The organism is Desulfosporosinus sp. FKA (assembly GCF_002196785.1).
Lineage (GTDB): Bacteria > Bacillota > Desulfitobacteriia > Desulfitobacteriales > Desulfitobacteriaceae > Desulfosporosinus > Desulfosporosinus acididurans.
This window is the reverse complement of the sequence record NZ_NAHZ01000028.1, coordinates 276,576-294,210: the sequence shown is the minus strand read 5'-3', so window position 1 is coordinate 294,210 and position 17,635 is coordinate 276,576. Positions and strand designations below refer to the sequence as shown.

Below are 17,635 nucleotides of genomic sequence, written 5' to 3'. Positions count from 1 at the left end.
TATTCTAAAAATTAGAATGTTTGGTTAAATTGATAGTGTAAAATCATTTTGCAATAGTCTTAATCGTATACATAAGATACATACAGCGAATAGTATAGAAGTACTAGCAGGGAAAATGTTGGAGAAAGTCGAAATATTATAGAAAGATGGTGGAAGGAGTGGAAGCTGTGTCTTATCAGGTTGGGATTCTTGGCGGTGGGCCGGGTGGATATGTCAGTGCTTTAAGGGCTGCTCAACTAGGCTTATCTGTTGTGCTGATTGAAGGGGAGCGCTTGGGAGGAACCTGTTTAAACAAAGGATGTATTCCGACCAAAGCTCTTGTTAAAAGTGCAGATCTCTGGCGTGAAATCCAGCATGCTGAAGAATTTGGGCTGTCCATAGGAGAAAAAGGAGTAGATTATGCTAAAGTAATGGCTCGTAAGGATCAGGTGGTTAATACCCTTGTCGGAGGAATAGAGAAATTACTCAAGTCGGCCAATGTTCGGGTTATCAAAGGCTGGGGCGAGTTTAAAGAACCGGGAAAGCTCGAAGTAACGACGGACGCAGGCTTTGAAACAATCGATGCAGACAATATTATACTGGCTACGGGGTCAGTACCGGTTCGTATTCCAATACCAGGTGCAGCTCTTCCCGGTGTGGGAACAAGTGATGAACTTTTAAATGAAACGGAGTTGCCGAAGCGTCTGGTTGTTATAGGCGGGGGAGTCATTGGTTTAGAATTTGCTTCAGTTTTTCAGGCCTTCGGTGTAAAAGTAACGGTTGTGGAGATGCTCCCAACTCTCTTGCCGACAATTGATGAGGAAATTCCTAAGCGCTTGAATCCGTTGCTTAAACGCAGCGGAATGGAGATCTTTACCAAGACGGCTGTCAAAGAGATCTGTCAAGAGGGTGACAACCTCATTGTGCGGGTCGAAGATGCTAAAGGAATTAAGGCGATTCCGGCCGACCGCGTCCTCTTGGCGACGGGACGCAAGCCTAATTTGCAAGGCATTGACACGGCTAACCTTGGTTTGGAATTAGAAAGAGGCGCCTTGAAAGTCAATGCGCAAATGCAGACAAATCTTTCCCATGTTTACGCGATCGGAGATGCGATCGGGGGAATTATGTTAGCCCATGTTGCTTCGGCTGAAGGAATTGTTGCCGCAGAACACATAGCAGGGCGTTCTGTTTCTATGAGTTACAAGGCTATCCCCAGTGCCATCTTTACTCATCCGGAAATTGCTTCAGTCGGATACTCTGAACAGGAGCTTAAGACTTCCGGTATTGACTATCGGGTCAGTAAATTCCCCTTTTCGGCTAATGGCAAGGCCCTAGCCTTAGGCGAAAGCGTTGGGATGGTTAAGATTTTAGCGGATGAGAAAGGGGTTGTTTTAGGAGCAAGTATTATGGGACCACAGGCCAGCAGCTTAATTGCGGAATTAGGGGTCGCAGTGGAAAAAGGACTTCAGGCCGAAGACATTGCCCGAACAATTCACGCCCACCCGACACTTCCCGAAACTATCATGGAGGCTGCTCATGGGATCATGGGAAAACCATTGCATATGGTTTAGATAGCTGTTTTGTATCTGGGGATAAACTTAAGGGATTATAGTTTTATCTCGTTGTCTCTAAAATCAATAATTTAAGAGAATTATTTACTAACACAATGGTTGCTGCTATTTATGGCTGCAGCCATTTTTTCACAATATTTTCGTGTCTGTTTATCAGTCGTAAGACTCCTGTTTTTACATGTGGGAGTGGTAGCTGAACGAGTTTACGCATACCTCAGCGGTGTGGGTTGGCCAAGTGTCCCCGAAGCTAAGGACTTTATTCCTATTTTTCAATTTTCTTTGGAAAACTTTTATTTTAGAGCAGGAAAATCTTGTTGAATGGAGAATAGTGGGATGAAGTGGGGTAAAGTGGGGCGAACAACATGTTTATGGGGGAGTACATTCATACAATTGACGGGAAAGGCCGGCTGATTATACCGGCAAAGTTCCGCGAAGCCTTAGGAGAACGGTTTATTGTCACTAAAGGCTTGGATCATTGTTTGTTTGTCTATCCCATCGCCGAGTGGAATGTGTTGGAAGAGAAACTTCGCGCTTTACCGTTTACTCAACCTAATGTTCGCGCCTTTGTCCGTTTCTTTTTTTCGGGAGCAACGGAATGTGAATTGGACAAGCAGGGCAGAATTCTATTGCCGGCTAATTTACGCGAATATGCGCAATTGGAAAAGGATTTAATTCTTGTCGGGGTGTCCAGCAGGGTAGAAATTTGGAGCCAGGCACTCTGGACAGACTATAGTCGGCAGGCAGAAGCTGATTATGCTAGTGCTGCTGAATCCTTGGTAGAGCTTGGTATATAGAAAGGAACGGGTTAATTTGGATTTTCAGCATGTAACGGTTTTGTTGCAAGAGACCGTCGACAGAGTGGTTACAGATCCGTCAGGAATTTATGTTGACTGCACCCTTGGCGGAGCTGGGCATAGTCGGAGAGTTCTAGAGAAACTTGACTCCAAGGGGAAATTAATTTGTTTTGACCAGGATGAGCAGGCGATTTATCACGCTCAAAAACTTTTTAGCGGAGATAAACGTGTTTTGCTAGTGAAAGAGAATTTCGAAAATTTGGAGAAGACCCTGGTGGAATTGGATCTCCGACCTGTCAAAGGTATAATTTTTGATCTGGGAGTCTCCTCTCCTCAGCTGGATGAAGCTGAGAGGGGGTTCAGTTATATGCAGGACGCACCTCTCGATATGCGTATGGATTCGGAAAATCCACTCACAGCGAAAAAGATCGTGAACACTTGGCGCGAAGAAGATTTGGCTAAGATCATATGGGATTATGGGGAGGAAAAATGGGCTAAGCGAATTGCCCAATTTATTGTCCAGAAACGCCAAGAGAGCCCGCTGGAGACGACGGGAGATTTAGTAAACGTCATTAAAGCCGCTGTTCCTGCGGCTGCTCGACGAGAGGGTCCCCATCCAGCAAAACGAACATTTCAGGCTATTCGCATCACTGTAAATGATGAGCTGGGAGTTCTCGATCGTGTTTTGGATCAGGCCCTAAGGTGTTTGGACCAAGGAGGCCGTTTGGGCGTAATTACGTTTCACTCCCTTGAGGACCGAATGGTTAAAGAACGAATGAAATCTTGGCTGGGGCGCTGCACATGTCCTCCGGAATTACCGCTTTGCCGGTGCGGGGCTAAGGCAGTGGCCAGAGTATTAACGCGCAAACCCATTTTTCCTACTGAAGAAGAGATTGAAACAAATCCGCGGGCCAGAAGTGCAAAATTGCGGATTGCTGAAAAAATATAAGGGTCTAAAGCAAAAGGAGGAGGAATACCCTTGGTAGTGGCGCAGGAAAAGATGATGTATCAAGAGCCGATAGACTTAAGATCTGACGGACAAAGCCAACGAATCATAAAAAAGAGAAAAAGGTCGTCTCATCATGGAAGAAGTATTTTGATGTTGGCCTTCGTAGTTGGATTGACTGGAGCTGTCGGAGTGGAAACGATTCAACTGACGGTTGTTAAAGGCGCACAAATCAGAGCCTTACAAACGGATATTTCTTCGCTTAAGGAGCAGAAAGATCTTCTTCAGTTAGAGGCTGATAAATTGCGGTCAGTGAGTCGGATCGAGAGCGTTGCGCTGTCTATGGGCATGGAAAAGCCAGCGGGAACAGTGTATATGGCGGGTACTATTTCTGCGGTCAAAAATCAAACGGGGACTACGCCGCCCAAAGTTACCAACCCACAAACTGCCGAGGCTAAACCTACACCACTGCATCAATTTTCAAAGCTATTTACGAGTTTCTTTGCTTCCACACAACGTTAAGAAGAAGGGCGCTTTGGGTACGCAGGAATCCCTGGAAAGGTAGGGGTGAGGACACGTGAGTCCTTTAGTTGTCATGCGTAAACGAATCGCTTTTCTTTTTTTCTGTGTCTGTGCCTTTTTAGTTGTCCTTATCATTCGTTTGGGTTTTGTACAGCTAAGTCAAGGGGCTGATTTGCGTAAGAAAGCGGATGATTCACATTATCGGGGGGTTCCGGTAGCTCCTAAACGAGGAAATATTGAGGACCGAAATGGAAATGTTTTAGCTATGAGCATCAGCACTGAGACAGTTTATGCAATTCCTGCTGAGGTAAGACAGTCAGGCAAAGCAAAGCAAACAGCCCTAACCTTGTCTAAACTCTTGGGAAAATCTGAAGCAGATATAGGGGCGCGAATAACTAAGCGTTCAGCTTTAGAATATATCCAAAAGCAGGTTAAACCTGAAGTTGCGGCCCAAATCAGAGCGCTAGCGCTCCCCGGAATAGGGACTACAGAGGACAGTCAACGGTATTATCCCCAAGGAACCTTAGCTTGTCATATTATCGGATTTGCCGGGATTGACAATCAGGGGCTTGAAGGAATAGAGTTAACCAGGGATTCGGAGCTGAAAGGAGTTCCAGGGAGTATACTCCAGGAATTCGGAGCCAATGGCATCCCCCTGCCCCAAGCCGAGCATCAGTATTTGGCGCCCAAGCAGGGGAATACAGTGCGTTTAACCATTGATGCCAACATCCAGGCCTTTGCCGAACGAGAACTGAAAAAATTAATGGCCGGGCAAGGTACTAATATGAACGGCCAATCACCGAAAAGTGCCTCGATTTTAGTTATGGATCCTAATACCGGAGAAATGCTTGCTTTAGCTTCCACTCCTGGGTTTGACCCCAATCATTATCAGGCTGCCGATCCCAGCGCGAGGAGAAATATTGCCGTTCAAAATGGTTATGAACCGGGATCAACCTTTAAGATTATTACCTTGGCTGCAGCCTTGCAGGAAAAGAAAATTAAACCAACGGAACATTTTTTTGACAAGGGTGCATATACCGTTTTGGGTAAGAACGTGCGCTGCTGGAAAGCCGGAGGGCATGGGGATCAAACGTTTGTGCAGGTCGCTGAGAATTCCTGCAATCCCGGTTTTATTGAAATGGGACAGCGTTTGGGCATGGACACGTTTTATAAATACTTGCGCGAATTTGGATTTGGACAAAAGACAGGAATTGAGATGTCCGGAGAGGCTCGGGGCATTTTAGCAAATAAGAAAAAAGCGACAGCTTTAGATTTGGCAACCATGTCTATCGGGCAGACAAACAATGTCACGCCTATCCAGCTTTTGACGGGAGTTTCCGCTGTGGCCAACGGCGGTACGCTCTTGAAACCACAGCTGGTAAAAGAGATTGTTGGTCCAAGTGGACGAGTCGTTACTCCTTTCAAGAAGGAGGAGGTCCGCCGTGTTATCAGTGAAGACACCTCAAAATTAGAAAGGGAAATTCTAGAGTCTGTTGTTACGAATGGGACGGGGCGCCGGTCGTTTCTTCCCGGATACAGAGTGGCGGGAAAGACAGGAACGGCTCAAAAAGTCGTCAATGGATCCTATATCCAAGGAGAATACATTGCGTCGTTTGTGGCTTTTGCTCCGGCAGATAAGCCACGCTTGGCTATCCTGGCAGTAATTGACGGAGTGCCCTTTTTTGGAGGGGCTGTTGCTGCGCCGGTCGTTCAAAGTGTTATGCTTGATTCTTTGAAATATTTAGGAGTGAAGCCGGATCCCCAAGCGCCTTTGACACCAGGAAAACCGATGCCCGGTTTGGAGTTTCCGCCGCTGAAGAAAGCCGCGACGGTTCCTTCTGTTTTGGGAATGACCGTAGCTGAGGCTGAAAAAGCGTTAAATGGAGCTGGCTTTAAAGTCCAAACAGATGGCCAGGGTGAGATGGTTCTTGATCAGATTCCTCATGGAGATACCCAAGTCGAGGAAGGATCGAATGTACTTCTCTATCTTGGTAAGGATGCAGCTGCGCCGACACTTGCTCATTGGTGGGAAGATGACGACGAAGACATTGAAGCGATTAATAGTTTGGCAGGGCGTGTTCCTATTTCGGCGAGCCCTTTGGGACAATAATGAAGAAGTTAGGTCTGTTGTTGGAATGAATTGTCTATACTAATTAATAAAGCGTATGAAGGGATGATGAGGTATGCCTGCGATGGCAAAATCACTGTCTGAAATAATGAATGACGTTAAAGTTCAGGATTCATCGGGGGATACTGAAGTTTTAATTAAAGGGATAGCCATGGATTCTCGCCGCGTAAAAGAAGGAGATCTTTATGCTTGTGTTCCTGGTTTTAAAGTGGATGGACATGATTTTGCGACGGCTGCTGTTAAATCGGGAGCGGCAGCTTTGCTTGTTGAACGCTTTTTGCCCCTTGAAGTTCCGCAGGTGAAAGTCGCTAGTGTTCGTCAAGCGATGGGACCAATTGCAGCTGTCATTTATGGCTGTCCAAGTGAGCGATTAGAATTGATTGGCGTGACGGGAACTAACGGGAAGACAACGATTACGTATCTCATCGAAAAAATTGCCTCACATCAGAAGCAAAAAGCTGGTATTATAGGAACCTTGGGTGCTCGGATCGATGGGCGTGAAATTCCGGGGGATAGAACCACACCGGAAGCCATCGAGGTTCAGAACCTTTTAGGTGAAATGGTCTCTGAAGGGGTAAGTGTTGCCGTCATGGAAGTTTCTTCACATGCCTTGGATTTAGGCCGGGTAGCCGGCTGCGAATTTGATGTGGGTATTTTTACTAATCTAACACAAGATCACTTGGACTATCATAAAACTATGGAAGAATACCTAAATGCTAAATCTAAATTGTTCGCCAATCTGAAGGGCGAAAAACAACCGAAATTCAGTATCCTTAATGGAGATGATCCGGCATTTTTGAAATTAAGTAAGGTATCAAGCGCTCCGGTGGTGAGTTATGGGATCCATAATCAGGAAGCAGATTATCGGGCTGAGAATGTGCAGGTTACCGCTGATGGCGTGCGCTTTAAGGTTCGTTTTGAGGGGAAGATTCAGGATATCACCTACGCTACACCGGGTTTTTTCAGTGTCTATAACGCCCTGGCGGCTTTTGTCTGGGGGGTGGAGCGAGGTTATGATCCTAAGGACGTGGCTGAGGCTCTGGCAGAAATCCCTGGTGTTCCGGGCCGTTTTGAGAGTGTTCGCTGTGGGCAGCCCTTTCAAGTCATTGTTGATTATGCCCATACACCTGACGGCTTGGAAAATGTTGTTCGTACAGCACGAGATTTCACTCCGGGAAAGCTGATTACTGTTTTCGGATGCGGGGGAGACCGAGACCGTGGAAAACGGCCTCTAATGGGAAGAGTTGCCTCCCAAGGGAGCGATTTTCTGATTGTGACGTCGGATAACCCGCGAACTGAAGATCCGCAGCTGATTATTCAAGAGATACTTCAAGGCCTCTCAACTACAGATTACCTGGCCTTGCCTGATCGCAGAGAAGCCATTGAGAAAGCTTGCCACATGGCTAAACCGGGAGATACAGTTTTAATTGCCGGCAAGGGGCATGAAACCTACCAAATTTTTGGGACAGAGGTTCATCCCTTTGACGACCGTGAAGTTGCCCGAGAATCCTTAAGGAGGCTGGGATATGCTTAAATGGACGGCTGAAAAAACAGCTCAGATCACCAAAGGGACTTTATACGGAGACCCGAAGATTGAAGTGAGAGGGTGTATTCTTGATAGTCGTCAGGCACGGGGCGGAGAGATGTTCTTTGCCCTTTCCGGCGAACGAGTGGACGGACATGATTATATTGACGCCGCTTGGGAAAAAGGAGCAGCTTTGGTCATTGCGGAAGAAGGGTATTATCAGAGGCGAGGACAAACGCCGAGGGTCTCTGAGGGAAAAGCGCTCCTATTGGTGAATTCCGGGCAGGAAGCTCTTCAAGAGCTGGCCCGTTTTTGGCGCATCGAACTTGGAGCAAAGGTCGTTGCGGTCACGGGAAGTAATGGAAAAACTACAACTAAAGATATGATTGCAGCAGTTCTGGCTCAGCGTTTTCAAGTCTATCGCAGTAAGGAGAATCATAACAATGAATTAGGGCTTCCTTTGACGATTCTAAATGCCCCCCCGGAGACAGAGATCTTAATTTTGGAAATGGGGATGCGTGGCCTGGGTGAAATTAAGGCTTTGTGTGATATTGGGAAGCCCGACATCGGAGTGATTACGAATATCGGCACAACTCACTTGGAATTGCTTTTGACTCAGGAACGAATTGCCCAAGCGAAGTGGGAACTTATTGATGCTCTTCCCCTTGAAAGTGTTGCCATTTTGAATGCTGAAGATGAACAATCTGTCCGGAAGGCAAGTTTCGACTCGCATGTGAAATTGTTCTATGGCCTTAGTGAGGAATTAGTCTCTCCTGATATTCGAGGTTCGCAGCTTGGTCCCGAGGGAGCTCTGGGGACGAAGTTTCAAGTGAACTTCCGCGAGCAGAAAGAAGATGCATTTCTGCCCTTGCCGGGCAGGCATAATGTTTTAGATGCTTTGGCGGCCCTTGCTGTGGGGACAGCCTTTGATATTTCCTTAGCGGAAGGGTGCCAAGGTCTGCGTGAACTGGAACTTTCCAAAATGCGCTTAGAGCTGCGGCCAGGAATTTCCGAAACGACGCTGATTAGTGATGTCTATAATGCAAATCCTGTCTCCATGCAAGCTTCTTTAAAAATTCTTAGAGAAAGAGCGATGGGAAATAAAACTATGGCCATTTTGGGGGAAATGTACGAGTTGGGTTCCTCCGCAGTATCGGGGCACCGTGAGGTTGGTCAAACCGTTGCCGAACTCGGAATCAGTGCTTTGCTTACGGTGGGGAAATTGGCTCAGGAAATAGCTTATGGAGCGCGAATGGCCGGATACCCTGCAAATCAGATTTATATGTTTGATACTCGTGAAGAGGCTGTCAGAAAAGCCCGCGATCTCCTGGCAGATTGCGGCCCAGGAACCTGGGTGCTTATAAAGGGTTCGCGGGGAATGAGAATGGAAGAGATCACCGCACAACTCGAAAGATCAGAGAAAAGGATGGAATAGCGCATGTCTGAGCGTTTGGTCATGGCTGGAGGGTTAGCCCTAATAATCACATTAGTTTTGGGTCCTTTTGTGATCCCTATTTTAAGGATACTAAAGTTCGGTCAAACGGTACGGGATGATGGTCCCAAACGACATTTGCAAAAGACCGGGACACCGACTATGGGAGGAATAATATTTCTTGTCGGGATTATTGCCGGTTCGTTATTTTGTGCAGAACAACCTACCTCCCTGGAAATGGTGACTCTTGTCGGAACGACGCTGGGTTTTGGACTCATTGGATTTATTGATGATTTTATAAAGGTCGTTATGCATCGCTCTTTGGGACTTCGCGCTTATCAAAAACTTATTGGCCAGTTTGCTTTGGCCTTTGTCCTAATGTGGATATCAGTTCATTGGTTAGGCAGAGGGACTGATGTCTCCATTCCGTTTACCTCAGTGCATCTTGAATTGGGTTGGTTTTACTATATTGTCATTTCTCTTGTCATTGTGCTTATGACTAACGCTGTAAATCTTACCGATGGTTTGGACGGTTTAGCTGCCGGAAGTACAATGATTGCCGGGATGAGCTATATCGTTATCGCCCTGATGGCAGCTATTCAGGGAGTGGCAGTTTTAGCTCATGAGACGGATATGGCCGTTTTCGCCGCTGCTTTGACCGGTGGGTGTTTAGGATTTTTGCGCTTTAATGCTCACCCTGCCCGCGTGTTTATGGGCGATACCGGATCCCTTGCTTTGGGCGGGGCTTTAGCCTGCTTGGCGGTTCTTACTAAAAGCGAATTTGTTTTTATTATTGTTGGGGGGTTATATGCCGTGGAAGCGCTTTCTGTCATGATTCAGGTTGCTTCCTTTAAGACTACCGGAAAAAGGGTTTTTCGCATGAGCCCTCTCCACCATCACTTTGAACTTGGAGGCTGGAGCGAGTGGAAGGTGGTTCTTGTTTTCTGGGCGGCGGCTTTAGTATGTGCAATTCTGGGAATTGTTGCCTACATGCCAACCCTAAGCTAAATTTTGCAGCGTGTTGGGGGGACGGTCCTTTTAACACGCTTTACCCCAAAATGTTCCAAAAAATGTGTTAAAAGGACCGTCCCCGTAACACGATGGAGGATGCTAAAATGAACTTGATGAATAAACGTGTTTTGGTGATCGGGGCTGGTCTAAGCGGTCAGGCTGCTGTGCGTAAGCTCCAGAAATTAGGGGCAGAAGTTTTCTTGACTGATAGCAAGTCCTTAGAACAACTTGAAGGTGTCGAACGTTTGAATCTCGATGATCAACATTTGCTGGCGGGCTTTGTGCCGGAGTATCGAGACATCAGCCCGGATCTTTTGGTATTATCGCCGGGAGTATCGCCCAAACTTTCCCTGGTTCAAGACGCCCTGAGCCAGAAGGCAGACGTTTGGAGCGAGGTTGAACTGGCGATGTTTGATTGTCCTGCTCTTTGTGTTGGGGTTACAGGAACTAATGGCAAAACGACAACGACGTCCTTGATTGGAGAATTAGCCAAACGGACAGGCAGGCCATCTATAGTAGCGGGCAATATTGGAGTCGCTCTGAGTGGACAAGTTGAAGGAATGGATGAGACGGGGATTGTTGTTGCAGAGTTATCGAGTTTTCAATTAGAGTTTATACATAAACTTAGAGTTCATATTGCAACCTTATTAAACCTTACTCCTGATCATCTGGATCGACATGGTTCGATAGAAAACTATTTGGCAGCAAAAGCTCGAATTTTCGAGAATCAAAGGGAAACTGATTTAGCCATTTTAAATTGGGATGATCCTTATGTTCGTGAGTTAGGAGCTGCATTGACAGGCCAAGTTCTTTACTTCAGCCCCACATCATTTTTGGAAAATGGGATCAGCTTACATCAAGACAACATTGTTTATGCGCAAAACGGCAGAATCATTCCTATCATTTCACGCCGGAAGCTTCAATTGCGCGGTGCGCATAATTTGGAAAATGTCATGGCTGCCGCAGCAGCAGCTAAGGCCTTGGGGCTTTCTTGGACCGAGATTGCCGAAGGCCTTGCGGAATTTCCGGGGGTAGAACACAGAGAAGAAATTGTCGGCACCTTTGACGATATTCTTTTCGTGAACGATTCCAAAGGAACAAACACGGATGCGGCGACTAAGGCTTTGCTGGCTTTTGAAGAACCCTTAGTCCTAATTGCCGGAGGCAAAAATAAAGGGCTCGACTTTCATGATTTTATGAAAATCGTTAAAGAAAGGGTTAAGAGTCTGGTTTTGTTGGGAATGGCGGCGGATGAGATGGAACAGGCGGCAAGAGATGAAGGCGTTGAGAGAATTATTCCGGCTTCGAGTTTTGCTGACGGTGTTGAGAAAGCAATTGCCGAGGCAAGACCTGGTGACGTTGTTCTCCTGTCTCCTGCTTGTACAAGTTGGGATATGTTTAAAAGTTATGAGGAAAGAGGGGAATTGTTTAAGGAGTTAGTGCGTAGGCATTATAGGGAACCCATTGAACAATAAAGGGGGAACTCTATGTGCGAAGGTATCACCGACCGGATTTGGTTTTGTTGGGCGCGATTTTAGCCTTGCTGGGAATAGGTTTTATTATGGTCTATAGCTCGAGCGCAGTGCGAGGATACATTCAGTTTGATGATCCTTATCATTTTCTCAAGGCTGAATCGATTTGGGTGTCCTTGGGATTGTTAGCTATGTTGGCGAGTTATAGGGTTGATATACAAATGCTGCGCCGATTTGCGAAACCAGCCCTATACGTTGCTATTATCCTGTTGGTGGCGGTTAAAGTGCCTGGACTTGGTCGGCGAGTAAATGGTGCCGATCGTTGGATCGGCCTTGGTCCTTTATCTATACAGCCTTCCGAAGTAATCAAGCTTTCCATGGTTTTAGTGATGGCGCATCTTCTGGCCTTAAACCCTCATAAGATTCAATCCTTTCGCAAAGGGGTTTTGCCCGTTCTCGCTCTGATGGGGTTAATTGCAGGGCTGATTATGCTCCAGCCCGACCTGGGAACAACCTTAGTAATTGCAGCGACAACCTTTTTTATGTTGATTGCTGCTGGTGCCAAAACTTCACATATTTTAGGATTAGGCGGAAGCGGATTAGGTTTGGTCGTTGCGGCAATTGCTGCTGCGCCCTACAGAATGCGGAGGATTTTTGCCTTCCTTGATCCCTGGGCAGATCCTCTCGGTAACGGATATCAAACGATCCAGGCCCTGTTAGCCTTAGGGCCGGGAGGGCTATTTGGTTTGGGATTAGGGCAAAGCCGGCAAAAATTTCTCTATTTGCCTGAGAATCATACCGATTTTATTTTTGCCATGATTGGAGAAGAACTTGGTTTCGTTGGAGCTACGTTAGTTGTCATGTTGTTTTTTCTGTTCGCTTGGAGAGGATTTCGTGTGGCCATGAGATCAGAAGATGTTTTTTCCGGTCTGTTGGCAGTTGGCCTAACGGCTATGATATCCATTCAAGCTATGATCAATATGGGGGTTGTAAGTGGTGTATTGCCTGTAACAGGGATAACACTGCCCTTTATCAGTTATGGAGGAACCTCCTTGGTTTTTACAATGCTGGGTGTCGGAGTCTTGCTTCGAATTTCCCGGGAAATTAGGTAAGGAAGGGGTATAGATCGGTGCGTGTAATGCTGACAGGCGGAGGAACAGGCGGGCATATTTATCCTGCTTTGGCTATTGCAAAGGGATTATTGGCAAGGGATTCCGGAACTAAGATCCTTTATGTGGGAACTCGAAACGGAATGGAAGCTCGTTTGGTACCGGAGGCCGGCATAGAGTTCGCCGGGATTTCCGGTAAAGGTCTCCCGCGGAAGCTGAGCTTGGATACGATCAAAGTCATGGGAGAAAGTATAAAAGCTCTCTGGCAGACCAAGGATTTATTGCGTAAATTCCATCCGGACTTAGTCGTTGGAACAGGTGGATATGTATCCGGGCCTGTTGTACTTACGGCAGCCCTGTTTCATATTCCAACAATGCTCCACGAGCAAAACGCTTTACCGGGTATAACCAATCGCCTCCTGGCCAAGGTTGTAAAGCGAGTGATGGTTACGTTTCCCGAAAGTATGGCTCGTTTTGGAACCCAAACTAAATTAGAATTAGTCGGTTTGCCGGTGCGTCCGGACATTGGCCGGGTGACCCGCAGCATTGGTGCTAAGCATTTAGGATTGCAGCCGGATCAGTTAACTGTCCTCGTTACAGGCGGAAGCCGTGGTGCCAGAACTCTGAACCAGGCTATGACCGTGGTTCTGGAACATCTGCTTCAACGTCCGGAGATACAGGTGATTTGGGCTACCGGGAATGTTACGTATCAGGAAACCATTGAGGGCTTGGAAGCTCAAGGGATTCCCTGGAAGAGTCCCCAATGGCGTATCCTTGAGTATTTAAAAGATATGCCTGAAGCCTTGGCCTGTTCTGATCTCTTTATAGGCCGTGCCGGAGCTGCATCTTTAGCAGAGATACAAGTTGCCGGCGTTCCAGGCATTTTGGTGCCCTATCCCTTTGCTGCTGAGAATCACCAGGAATATAATGCCCAGGCCATGGTGGATTCCGGCGCTGCTCGCATGATCTTAGATCGTGAATTAACTGGGGAAAAGTTATGGCAGGATGTTGAGGAATTAATTTCTTCGCCACCTCGGTTGAAAGAAATGGGCAGCGCATCCCGTGCCATGGCTAAACCACAAGCCTTAAATAAAATTGTGGATCTTTGTTTGGAGACAGCATGGCACTAGTTTTAAGTCTTGAACGTGAATAACCAACTTCTCCTTTGCTCACACCTTCTGGCCTCAATGCATAGGATATGGCAGTAATAAAGAAGAGGAGTGAGGCGTGTGTGGCCGAGAAGAAGATTGCTCTTAGTTGCTCCTTCCGGAGCTCCGGGAATTGATGGGGCTCGAGCTCTCTTTAAGGAATTCAATCTCGATTTTGTCGAGCTTGATCCTGCAGCACCGGAAATTAGCTCTGTCTCGTCTCAAGATTGGCTGGAAAAACCATTTGCCTGTAACGCCAATGAAATCGGCCCTTTTACCGAAGTTGTTGTTTGGCCTGGTCTTGACGAAGTTGATTGGCGGCCTCAGCAGATTTTGAAGTACAGTCTGTCGGTCCAATCTATTAATGTATATTTACATAATTTTTTTGAAAACGAAATTGTTATACCGTTTTCTGAGCAGGAAGTTTTGTCTGAAGGTTACCCCTTGGCGGGGCATATCTTTAAAGAAGCAGGTTTCGAACCTTCCATCCTTTGGCAAACTAAGGATGGAACTTGGAAATGTGAGGAAAGGCCCGGTTTCATCTGGGTTCTGCCAGAGTCTTGGTTATTGATGCTGGCGGGAAAAGAGACCATGGGAAGATGCGTGGCCGACTCTAGTTCAGAAGTCCTATGGAAACGAAACGAAATGGGGATTGACTTTTATAGAGGAGAGGGCGAGACTTATGTAGGGCATTTGCCCAGGCGGCCCAATCCTGCGGAGGAACCCTCTGCAGCGGCGTCAATAGCAATGTGCCTGAACCTGGGAGTTTCCTGGCTCGACATAACATTTGCCCTTAAGTCCGCTTGGACAGATAACATAATGACGGATAATTTGAGGTGGAACGGTAATGGTTTTGGATGGAATGCCCGGACGTGTGGAGAAGAATTACTCACTGAAGGAGTTAACGACATGGAAAATCGGCGGACCTGCTGAGTTCGCCTATTGGCCGCAAACGACAGACGATCTTAAAGAGGTTATAGAACGAGCCATGGCGGCCAAAGTTCCCCTATGGCTGATTGGCCGGGGTTCTAATCTTTTAATATCTGATCAAGGTCTTCCGGGGATTACGCTGGTAACCACGTCACTGCGGTCTATCGACTGGGATGATTATTCAGTTAGAGTTCAAGCAGGATACCCCTTGGCACGCTTAGCTCAGGAAACCGGAGAGCGTGGATGGAGCGGCTTAGAATTTGCACGTGGAATTCCTGGCTCTGTTGGGGGGGCAGTGATCATGAATGCCGGTGCACACGGCGGAGAAATTGCTTCTCAAATCGAAAGTGTATCGATTCTCACAACAGAGGGATCTTGGCGAAGGCTTAAGAGAGAGGAAATAGAGTTTGGGTATCGCTATTGCTCCTTGAGCGGAGAGGCTTGGATTATGGAAGCTACCCTTAAATTTTCGCCGGGAAACAAGGAGGCAATTTTACGCAGTATGCAGGAAAATTTAAGGCAGAGGGCTATTAATCAGCCCCTTGAAGTTCCTAATGCCGGGAGTATTTTTCGCAATCCACCTGGCGATTCCGCAGGGCGTTTGATTGAAACTGCCGGTTGGAAAGGAAAGTGCGTTGGAGGTGCTTTGGTTTCAACGAAACATGCTAATTTTATTGTTAATACGGGTGGAGCAAAAGCCTCCGATGTCCTTGTTCTGATCGCGGAGATTCAGGAGGATATTCAACATAAATATGGGATTGCTTTGCAGACGGAAATAAAATATTTGGGGAAGTGAACTCGTTCAGCTAAAGCTGAACATCGGGGCTTCAGATGGGGACTCTACCCCACCTGAAGTTAACGAAGGATCCACCCCCACTTATAGAAGTGGGGGTCTTAAAAACTGGATAAAAGGTTTGCCAGTAAAGTAGTGACACCAAGGAGGAGAAAAACTATGGCTATGGATCGCTATGTCATTACGGGAAAACAAAAGTTAGAGGGAACAATTCGTGTTAGTGGGGCCAAAAACTCTTCCCTTCCTTTACTTGCGGCAACTCTGCTTGCCGAAGGAACTTCCACGTTGTTAGAAATCCCAGCTTTGGCGGATATCAGACATATGATTGAGGTTCTGGAACACTTGGGCTGCAAAGTACAACGTCAAAATGAAGGGTTAAACATAGATGCTGCAGCCCTGGAATTTTGTGATGTTGATGAAGAGTTGATGCGGAAAATGCGTGCTTCTAATTTAATCTTAGGGCCGTTATTGGCACGCTATGGACGGGTAAAAATTTCACGGCCCGGCGGGTGTGCCATAGGATCTCGTCCGATGGATCAACATATTAAAGGTCTGCAGCAGCTTGGAGTGAAGATCAAAGAAAGACATGGCTATATAGAAGCTTGGGCGGATCGCTTAGAGGGGGCAGAAGTTTATCTTGATGTACCGAGTGTAGGGGCTACCGAAAACATCATGATGGCAGCAGTTTTAGCCAAGGGAACTACGGTGATCCGCAATGCTGCTCGTGAACCGGAAATAGTTGATTTGCAAAACTTCCTTAATAAAATGGGTGCTAAAGTGCGTGGGGCGGGAATGGATGTCCTGAGAATTGACGGGGCAGACATCCTAAGACCGGCTGAGCATACAGTGATCCCGGATCGAATTGAGGCTGGAACGCATATGATAGCAGCCGTTATGACTGAGGGAGATTTAACGATTGAGAATGTTGTCCCGGAACATCTAGAGCCTGTTATTGCTAAATTACGTCAGGCAGGGGCCAAGATTACTCTTCTCGATGATGCAGTTAGGGTCGAGCGGAAAGGAAAAATTCATAGTATTGATCTTAAAACAATGCCTTACCCCGGATTTCCGACCGATATGCAGCCACAGTTTATGGCTATGTTGGTCTGCGCAGAGGGGACCAGTGTTATCACTGAAACGATCTTTGAAAACCGTTTTCAGCATGTGGATGAGTTGTGTCGAATGGGAGCTCAAATTAAGGTTGAAGGCAGAACTGTCATTATTCGCGGAGTCAAAAATCTAGAAGGAGCTTTCGTAGAGGCCACAGATCTTAGGGCCGGGGCAGCTCTTTTTCTAGCCGCTTTAGCTGCTGAAGAAGCGACGGTCTTGGAAAGAGTCGATTATATCGATCGGGGTTATGAGAATTTAGAAGAAAAATACCGTCATATAGGTGCTAAAATGCTGAGGGTCGCGCCTAAAGGTTAAAAATTTCTTCCAGACCGAAGAATGTGGAGAATTTATTTCGAAAAAATTTTTTAAAGAGCATGACAGAATAGGTTTGTATTCGTTATACTTGGAACAAGGAGGAATCGCTATGACTTCCAAGAAAACAAATACAACCTTCCTCTATCTGACGGCATTGACAATATTACTCGCACTGGGTTTGGCCTTATTCTTTCGCTCCAGTGCGTTTGTCGTACGAACTATTAAGGTTCAAGGCCTAAGTATTATTCCGGAAAATGAGATTTTAAAATTAGCCAACGGAGTTCAAGGCCAGAATCTGATCCTCTTCGATCAAGAAGATCTCAAAAATAAGATTTTTTTGCATCCTCTCGTCCAAGATGTAACTTTTAAGAGGGTGCTGCCCCACACTTTAGTGATTCAGATTACTGAACGGACGCCTGCAGCATTGGTCGCTGTTCCAAAAGGAGTATTGGAGGTAGATGCCCAGGGAACTTTTTTACGGCGGTTAGAGAGTTGGCCTAAAACAGATCATCCGGTCATAACGGGAGTTAAAGTCTCGGACACAATCGGACCAGGTCAGAATTTAAGCAATCCTTCTCTAACTGCGGCTCTTAGTTTGTTAGGACAAGCTCCTAAGGAACTATTGGGGCAGATAGGAGAACTTAATGTTAACTCGGTCCAGCAAATGACATTGTTCTTAACAAGCGGTGTAGAGGTTCGGCTTGGACAAGCAAATGAATGGAAGGATAAATTAAATGCTCTTTGGCAATTAATTAATGATAAAGAGTATAAATCATTCCAGCAAGGGGTACGCTATATTGATTTTACAGCAGCCAAACCGGTTATTGGCCGCTGAGTCGGGGGAGGAGCT

General features: G+C 46.6%; 15 protein-coding genes. All 15 read left to right on the top strand.

Translation table 11 applies throughout. The features are described 5' to 3' along the window. Positions 1-167: 167 nt before the first annotated feature. The 15 genes from lpdA (at position 168) to B5771_RS11845 (ending at position 17,620) form a co-directional block, all read left to right on the top strand. Complete coding sequence (gene lpdA, locus B5771_RS11920; protein ID WP_242966819.1) at positions 168-1,550, top strand: dihydrolipoyl dehydrogenase; 1,383 nt, start codon at positions 168-170, stop codon at positions 1,548-1,550. 362 nt (positions 1,551-1,912) lie between these two features. Further along, positions 1,913-2,344 (top strand): division/cell wall cluster transcriptional repressor MraZ, encoded by a 432-nt coding sequence (gene mraZ, locus B5771_RS11910; protein ID WP_172408257.1) that lies wholly within the window; start codon positions 1,913-1,915, stop codon positions 2,342-2,344. 16 nt (positions 2,345-2,360) lie between these two features. Then, positions 2,361-3,293, top strand: a complete 933-nt coding sequence (rsmH, locus tag B5771_RS11905) for a 16S rRNA (cytosine(1402)-N(4))-methyltransferase RsmH (protein ID WP_088187690.1) — start codon at positions 2,361-2,363, stop codon at positions 3,291-3,293. 30 nt (positions 3,294-3,323) lie between these two features. Further along, positions 3,324-3,812, top strand: a complete 489-nt coding sequence (locus tag B5771_RS11900; RefSeq protein WP_088187689.1) for a septum formation initiator — start codon at positions 3,324-3,326, stop codon at positions 3,810-3,812. A 55-nt stretch (positions 3,813-3,867) separates the two neighbouring features. Then, positions 3,868-5,922 (top strand): penicillin-binding transpeptidase domain-containing protein, encoded by a 2,055-nt coding sequence (locus tag B5771_RS11895; RefSeq protein WP_088187688.1) that lies wholly within the window; start codon positions 3,868-3,870, stop codon positions 5,920-5,922. Between the two features lie 73 nt (positions 5,923-5,995). Then, entirely contained in the window at positions 5,996-7,474 is a 1,479-nt protein-coding gene (locus tag B5771_RS11890; protein ID WP_088187687.1) for a UDP-N-acetylmuramoyl-L-alanyl-D-glutamate--2,6-diaminopimelate ligase, read from the top strand. Next, the gene (gene murF, locus B5771_RS11885; protein WP_088187686.1) at positions 7,467-8,900 is read left to right on the top strand and encodes a UDP-N-acetylmuramoyl-tripeptide--D-alanyl-D-alanine ligase; all 1,434 of its coding nucleotides are present in this window, start codon (positions 7,467-7,469) and stop codon (positions 8,898-8,900) included. Before B5771_RS11890 ends, murF begins: the two co-directional genes overlap by 8 nt. Before the next feature lie 3 nt (positions 8,901-8,903). After that, positions 8,904-9,905 carry a phospho-N-acetylmuramoyl-pentapeptide-transferase gene (mraY, locus tag B5771_RS11880; protein WP_088187685.1) on the top strand — a complete coding sequence of 334 codons (1,002 nt, stop codon included), beginning with the start codon at positions 8,904-8,906 and terminating at the stop codon, positions 9,903-9,905. Positions 9,906-10,012: 107 nt separating this feature from the next. Continuing rightward, positions 10,013-11,383: a UDP-N-acetylmuramoyl-L-alanine--D-glutamate ligase gene (gene murD, locus B5771_RS11875; protein WP_088187684.1), complete on the top strand. Its 1,371-nt coding sequence runs from the start codon at positions 10,013-10,015 to the stop codon at positions 11,381-11,383. Positions 11,384-11,397: 14 nt separating this feature from the next. Further along, positions 11,398-12,492 carry a putative lipid II flippase FtsW gene (gene ftsW, locus B5771_RS11870; RefSeq protein ID WP_088187683.1) on the top strand — a complete coding sequence of 365 codons (1,095 nt, stop codon included), beginning with the start codon at positions 11,398-11,400 and terminating at the stop codon, positions 12,490-12,492. A gap of 17 nt (positions 12,493-12,509) precedes the next feature. Then, positions 12,510-13,619: an undecaprenyldiphospho-muramoylpentapeptide beta-N-acetylglucosaminyltransferase gene (gene murG, locus B5771_RS11865; RefSeq protein ID WP_088187682.1), complete on the top strand. Its 1,110-nt coding sequence runs from the start codon at positions 12,510-12,512 to the stop codon at positions 13,617-13,619. 99 nt (positions 13,620-13,718) lie between these two features. Further along, the gene (locus B5771_RS11860; protein ID WP_088187681.1) at positions 13,719-14,570 is read left to right on the top strand and encodes a hypothetical protein; all 852 of its coding nucleotides are present in this window, start codon (positions 13,719-13,721) and stop codon (positions 14,568-14,570) included. Continuing rightward, positions 14,485-15,363 carry a UDP-N-acetylmuramate dehydrogenase gene (murB, locus tag B5771_RS11855; protein WP_172408256.1) on the top strand — a complete coding sequence of 293 codons (879 nt, stop codon included), beginning with the start codon at positions 14,485-14,487 and terminating at the stop codon, positions 15,361-15,363. The genes B5771_RS11860 and murB overlap by 86 nt, the downstream gene beginning before the upstream one ends. A gap of 156 nt (positions 15,364-15,519) precedes the next feature. After that, the gene (gene murA / locus B5771_RS11850; protein ID WP_088187680.1) at positions 15,520-16,785 is read left to right on the top strand and encodes a UDP-N-acetylglucosamine 1-carboxyvinyltransferase; all 1,266 of its coding nucleotides are present in this window, start codon (positions 15,520-15,522) and stop codon (positions 16,783-16,785) included. A 109-nt stretch (positions 16,786-16,894) separates the two neighbouring features. After that, a complete protein-coding gene (locus B5771_RS11845) occupies positions 16,895-17,620 on the top strand; it encodes an FtsQ-type POTRA domain-containing protein (RefSeq protein WP_088187679.1) in 726 nt (241 codons plus the stop codon). Positions 17,621-17,635 lie beyond the last annotated feature (15 nt).

Bases quoted from the DNA above. Each gene is read 5' to 3' on its own strand.
- B5771_RS11845 (WP_088187679.1), top strand. From the start codon at position 16,895: ATGACTTCCAAGAAAACAAATACAACCTTCCTCTATCTGACGGCATTG.
- murD (WP_088187684.1), top strand. From the start codon at position 10,013: ATGAACTTGATGAATAAACGTGTTTTGGTGATCGGGGCTGGTCTAAGC.
- B5771_RS11890 (WP_088187687.1), top strand. From the start codon at position 5,996: ATGCCTGCGATGGCAAAATCACTGTCTGAAATAATGAATGACGTTAAA.
- murF (WP_088187686.1), top strand. From the start codon at position 7,467: ATGCTTAAATGGACGGCTGAAAAAACAGCTCAGATCACCAAAGGGACT.
- mraZ (WP_172408257.1), top strand. From the start codon at position 1,913: ATGTTTATGGGGGAGTACATTCATACAATTGACGGGAAAGGCCGGCTG.
- murA (WP_088187680.1), top strand. From the start codon at position 15,520: ATGGCTATGGATCGCTATGTCATTACGGGAAAACAAAAGTTAGAGGGA.
- mraY (WP_088187685.1), top strand. From the start codon at position 8,904: ATGTCTGAGCGTTTGGTCATGGCTGGAGGGTTAGCCCTAATAATCACA.
- murB (WP_172408256.1), top strand. From the start codon at position 14,485: ATGGTTTTGGATGGAATGCCCGGACGTGTGGAGAAGAATTACTCACTG.